At 54.4% G+C, this 263-nt stretch carries 1 protein-coding gene; it reads right to left on the bottom strand.

All coding sequences use genetic code 11. From position 1 onward, the window contains the following. On the bottom strand, positions 1-263 hold a 263-nt coding region (locus ACEN88_RS35625; RefSeq protein ID WP_413347110.1), incomplete at both ends, for a CSS-motif domain-containing protein.

A 263-nucleotide genomic window follows, 5' to 3' on the forward strand; every position in this document is an offset into this window, starting at 1 on the left:
TCTGCGTGGTGTAAAGCATATAGGGCGCGAGGTTGATATTGAGCGTGGCGAGCACGCCGCGGTTATCCAGCAGCGGGCTGCGAAACCAGAGTGCAATCACCGGCTGCGTTGGCATCATCGGCGTACCGGGTAAAATCACCATATCGGTGGTTTTATTAATATCGATGCCTGGAATCAGCCGTTTCATCGGCTCATCCATATCGCCGGTGGCCGACGAACAGTAGGCGTGCTGATCTTTTACCAACAGAAAGGCGCGCACATTC

Source organism: Massilia sp. CT11-108, from assembly GCF_047302915.1.
GTDB classification, from domain to species: domain Bacteria; phylum Pseudomonadota; class Gammaproteobacteria; order Burkholderiales; family Burkholderiaceae_D; genus Telluria; species Telluria orientalis.